Annotated in this window: 2 protein-coding genes and 2 pseudogenes; 3 read left to right on the forward strand and 1 reads right to left on the reverse strand. The window is 70.4% G+C overall.

The genetic code is table 11. The annotated features are described in order from the left end of the window. The 3 genes and pseudogenes from BJF85_RS23535 to BJF85_RS28255 form a co-directional block, all read left to right on the forward strand. Positions 1-509: pseudogene (locus tag BJF85_RS23535) on the forward strand (methionine adenosyltransferase domain-containing protein); the annotation flags it as partial. 194 nt (positions 510-703) lie between these two features. Beyond that, complete coding sequence (locus tag BJF85_RS23540; RefSeq protein ID WP_075850149.1) at positions 704-1,813, forward strand: acyltransferase; 1,110 nt, start codon at positions 704-706, stop codon at positions 1,811-1,813. Between the two features lie 25 nt (positions 1,814-1,838). Next, positions 1,839-3,939 (forward strand): annotated as a pseudogene (locus tag BJF85_RS28255) (primosomal protein N'). Here the strand turns inward: BJF85_RS28255 and BJF85_RS23550 are convergent. Next, positions 3,932-5,158, reverse strand: coding sequence for an HNH endonuclease signature motif containing protein (locus BJF85_RS23550; RefSeq protein ID WP_083666656.1), 1,227 nt, complete (start codon positions 5,156-5,158; stop codon positions 3,932-3,934). The pseudogene BJF85_RS28255 and the gene BJF85_RS23550 overlap by 8 nt on opposite strands. Between the last annotated feature and the right edge of the window lie 13 nt (positions 5,159-5,171).

The following is a 5,171-nucleotide window of genomic DNA, read 5'->3' on the forward strand; positions in this document are numbered from 1 at the left end:
GGAGGCCGAGGACCCGAAGGTGTTGATCAACCCGACGGGCCGGTTCGTGGTCGGTGGTCCGATGGGTGATGCGGGTCTGACGGGTCGGAAGATCATCGTCGACACCTACGGCGGTATGGCCCGTCATGGTGGTGGCGCGTTCTCGGGCAAGGACCCGTCGAAGGTCGACCGGTCCGCGGCTACGCGATGCGGTGGGTGGCCAAGAACGTGGTGGCCGCCGGTTTGGCCGAGCGCGCGAGGTGCAGGTGGCGTATGCGATCGGTAAGGCTGCTCCGGTGGGTCTGTTCGTGGAGACCTTCGGTACGGAGACGGTGTCGCCGACGAAGATCCAGGCCGCGATCGACGAGGTGTTCGATCTGCGTCCGGCCGCGATCATCCGGGACATGGACCTGCTGCGTCCGATCTACGCCCAGACCGCGGCCTACGGCCACTTCGGCCGCCCGGACGCGGACCTGCCCTGGGAAAACACCAACCGCGCCGGCGATCTGCGCAGGGCCGTCGACAGCTGACCGGGTGGCGGCCGAGATGTTTTCGGCCTGAATGCCAGGACACGGCGTTCACCTGCTGCCCGTACGGGTGACGCCGTGTCCTACCCTTCGAACTCGTGGTGGACACACAGGGAACGCCCGGTAGCCCGGCGCAGCGGGCGGGCACAGGCGCTGTCGACTCGACCGGCGCGGCCGACACGGCGGCCTCGGCGGGCGTGCCGGGGGAGCCGGTACAGCCCGCGCCGACGCGCAGCCCGCGGCACATCAGCTGGGACGCCGTGCGGGTGCTGGGCATCCTGGCGGTGCTGGCGTTCCACACCACGCTCCTGACGCCGCAGACGCTGCCCGGCTACGACATGCCGCCGGGTCCGTTGCAGATGGACTTCCCGTTCGGCGCGTCGCTGCTGATCGTGGTCTCCGGCTACTTCGCAGCCATGACGATCGGCAGGAAGCCACCGTTTCGGTGGTGGTTGCGGCGGTTGGCGCGGCTGCTGCCGGCGTTCTTCGTGGCCGTGGTCGTCATCTTCGCCGTCAGCATCCTGCTGTACCCGGAGGGCTTCTACCGCCCGTCCTACACCGACCTGGTGGGCAACCTGGCGATGTTGCCCAACCTGGTCGACAGCGTCGAGTACATCGACCGGGCGCACTGGACGGTGCCCGTGCAGGTGTGCGGCTTCACGGCGATCGCGTTGTTGGCGTGGAAGGGCAAGGTGCGGGGCCGGACGGCGTCGCTGGTGATGTGGGCGGTGCTGCTGGTGCCGCTGACCCTGCGCTACCTGTTCATGGGGCCCGGCATGGTGCCGCCGGAGTGGGTCAGCATGGTCATGGACGGCACGGGGCTGAACCGGGCGCATCTGCTGGTGGCCGGCGTGGCGATCTACCGCTGGTCGAAGCACAAGATGACGTTCACCGAGCTGCTGTTGATGCAGATCGCGGTGCTGGCGGCGCACACGGCGCACCCGCCGCCCGGTGACTCGGTGGTGGCGTTCGCGGTCGCGTTGGTGCTGATTTCCGTGGCGGCCTACCAGCCGGTGTGGGATGCGCGGTTCCTGACGAACTTCGCGCGCCCGATCCGCTGGCTGGCGGGCATCTCGTACGGCGTGTACCTGATGCACTACATGATCGGTTCGATCGTGGCGCGGCACGTGGCCGACCTCGGGGTGCCGTGGTTCGGCTGGATCCCGGTGTACCTGGCGACGGCGGTGTTTGCGGGATGGGCGTTGACGCGCCTGGTGGAGCAGCCGGCGTTCGATCTGTTGAACAAGGGGATCAGTGCGTTGCCGTCGCGGTCGGTGGGGTCCGGGCGCGCCCGCGCCGAGCGGTGAGCGTCGCTGGTGGTAGAGAAGACGTGTGACCGGCCCTGAACCGACCCCGCTGTGGGACCTGGACGACCTCTCCGGCCCCGCGACGCGGAAGGGCGCGCCGCCGGCGAAGGGGAAGCGGTCCACGAACCGGTCCACGAAGGGGCGCAAGCAGCCCGCGGAGCGGGATCCGATCGCGCGCGTGGCGGTGGATGTGCCGTTGCCGCATCTGGACCGCACGTTCGACTACCAGGTGCCGCGGGAGTGGGACGAGCGCGTGGTACCGGGTTGCCGGGTGCGGGTGCGGTTCGCGGGCCAGTTGGTGGACGGGTTCGTCGTGGAGCGGGCGTCGACGACGGACCATCAGGGCCGGTTGGCGTTCCTGGAGCGGGTGACCTCGAGCGAGGTCGTGTTGACGCCGGGGTTGGCGGCGTTGTGTCGTGCGGTGGCCGATCGGTACGGCGGCACGTTCATGGACGTGGCGCGGTTGGCGATCCCGCCGCGGCATGCGGCGGTGGAGGCGGAGGAGATGCCTTCGGCCGATGCCGAGGCTCCTGTCGTGGCGCCGGGTGCGCCTGCGTGGGATCGGTATCGGTGGGGCGCGTCGTATGTGGCGGCGTTGGCGTCGGGCCGGGTGGCGAATGCGGTGTGGCAGGCGTTGCCGGGGGAGGACTGGCCGCGCCGGTTGGCGGAGTTGGCGGCGACGGTGTCTGCGGCGGGCCGGGGCGCGGTGCTGGTGTTGCCGGATCATCGGGATGTGGCGCGGGTGTCGGCGGCGTGTGCCGAGTTGGCGGGGGCGCTGCGGTGGTGGCGTTGTCGGCGGATGTGGGTCCGGCGGAGCGGTATCGACGGTGGTTGGCGGTGAAGCGCGGGGCGGCGCGGATCGTGGTGGGGACGCGCGCGGCGATGTTCGCGCGGTGGTGGATCCGGCGTTGTTCGTGGTGTGGGACGACGGTGACGATGTGCATGTGGATCCGCATATGCCGTATCCGCAGGTGCGGGACGTGTTGATGGTGCGGGCGCATGCGGAGGGCGCGTCGTTGTTGGTGGCGGGTTTCGCGCGGACGGCCGAGGCGCAGTTGTTGTTGGAGTCGGGCTGGGCGCGGCCGTTGTCGGCGACGAGGGAGACGTTGCGGGCGTCGGCGCCGCGGGTGACGCCGACGGGTGAGGATTTCGATGTGGCGCGGGACGAGGCGGCGCGGGCGGCGCGGTTGCCGGCGGTGGCGTTCGAGGCGGCGCGGGCGAGCCTGAAGGCGGGGGCGCCGGTGTTGGTGCAGGTGCCGAGGCGGGGGTATGTGCCGGGGTTGGCGTGTGCGCAATGTCGGAGCCGGGCGCGGTGTCGGCATTGTGCGGGTCCGTTGGCGTTGCCGGGCGGTGGTGACGGGTCGGCGGGGGGTGCGCCGCGGTGCCGGTGGTGTGGGGTGACGGATGCGGCGTTCCGGTGTTCGGCGTGTGGTGGGACGCGGTTGCGGGCGGTGGTGATCGGTTCGAAGCGGACGGCGGAGGAGTTGGGCCGGGCGTCGCGGGGGTGCCGGTGCGCACCTCGGGTGGTGGTGAGGTGTTGTCGGAGGTGCCGGGTGCGGCGGCGTTGGTGGTGTCGACGCCGGGTGCGGAGCCGGTGGCCGAAGGCGGGTACGGCGCGGCGTTGTTGCTGGACGGGTGGGCGTTGTTGGGCCGGCAGGATCTGCGGGCGTCGGAGGAGGCGTTGCGGCGGTGGATGGCGGCGGCGGCGTTGGTGCGCCCGGGGGTCGAGGGCGGCCGGGTGATCGTGGGGGCCGAGGCCGGGGTGCCGGTGGTGCAGGCGTTGGTGCGGTGGGATCCGGCGTGGTTGGCGGAGTCGGAGTTGGCGGAGCGGCGGGAGTTGGGTTTCCCGCCGGCGGTGCGCATGGCGAGCGTGGACGCGGCGCCGGACGCGTTGGCGGCGGTGTTGGACGAGTGGGAGTTGCCGGACAGCGCGGAGGTCCTCGGTCCGGTGCCGTTGGGCGAGGTGGACGAGGAGGGCCGCGCGGAGCGGGAGCGGGCGTGATCCGGGTGCCGCGGGGCGACGGCCGCGCGTTGGCGGCCGCGGCGCACACGCTGGCCGCGGTGCGGGGCGCAGGAAGGAAGACAGCCCGGTACGCGTCCGGCTGGACCCGCTCGACCTCATCTGACGTCCCGGCTGGCGTTCGGACGGGCGTCCCGACGCAGGACGGCCGGGTTGGTGGCGGTGTAGGTGGTGCCGTGGGGTGTGGTGATGGTCGTGGTGCCGCGGGTGGGGTTGTGGCTGTGGGTCCAGCGTGGGTGGTGTTTGAGCCGGTGGTGGTGTCGGCATCGGCTGGTGCCGTTGGTGGCTGACGTCGGTCCGCCATCTGTCCAGGGTTGTTCGTGGTCGAAGTCGGTGTGGGTGGCCGGCCGGTGACACCAGGGAACGACACACTCCCGGTCCCGGATCCGGACCAATTCGCGGATGGTGGCTGAAGGTCTGCGGCGGGTTCGGCCGAGGGATGTTGGTGTGCCGGTGGTGGGGTCGCAGAGGACTTTGCGCCAGGTGCTGTGGGGGTTGGTCATGATCTCGCGGGCGATGGGTGCGGGGATGGTGCCGTAGCCGTCGAGGGTGCAGCCGGAGTTGGTGATGCCCAATGCGGTGGAGGCGGGCATGTGCAGGGAGACGGTGGCGGCCGTTTCGGGTGCGGTGACGCCGACGTCCCGTCCGAGGAGGAGGTCGGCGGTGACGTCAGCCCGCAGCTGGTCCATCGACCGCGACGATCCGGCCCGCCGAAGTGCCTTGGCGAGTGCATCCACGCGCGCGTAGGCAGCGGATGCCACTTCGACGGGCACGTGCGCGGTCAGTCGCGACATGGCGTTCTCACCATGGACGAGCTCAACCTTCCGCCCACGCCGAGCAACGCGGGCTCGTGCCGCCTGCCCGTCAGGATCCACGGAGTTGGCGATCTTCCGCGTGTGTGCGGCGAGGTTGTCGGGCATGAACGTCGAGGTCGGCGCCGACGAGAGCTTCGCAGCGAGCTGCGAGTCAACCTGACGAACCTGCGCAGCCGACATCCCGGACGTCACAGCGACAACCCGGGAGGCTCCGTAGGCATCGATCTCCCCACGAGCCATAGCCGCCAGCACCCCAGGGTGATCCGACGCAAGTGTTGATGCGAGGGCAACCCGCTTCTCCACCTGAGCCCGAGACCCCCGCAACACCGGACGCAACGCTTCCACCAAACCCGCAAAATCGGACTCAACCGATTCCAACCGAGCCAGCAAAACCGCCTCCCGAGCATCAAGCCGAGCCCGATCGGCACGAACCCGATCAAGCTCACCAAGAAGAGAAGAAGTCAACGTCGACACCCCTAAATGATACCAAACACCCCACAACAACTCCACCCAAAAGCAACCC

The organism is Saccharomonospora sp. CUA-673, from assembly GCF_001942305.1.
Taxonomy (GTDB): domain Bacteria; phylum Actinomycetota; class Actinomycetes; order Mycobacteriales; family Pseudonocardiaceae; genus Prauserella.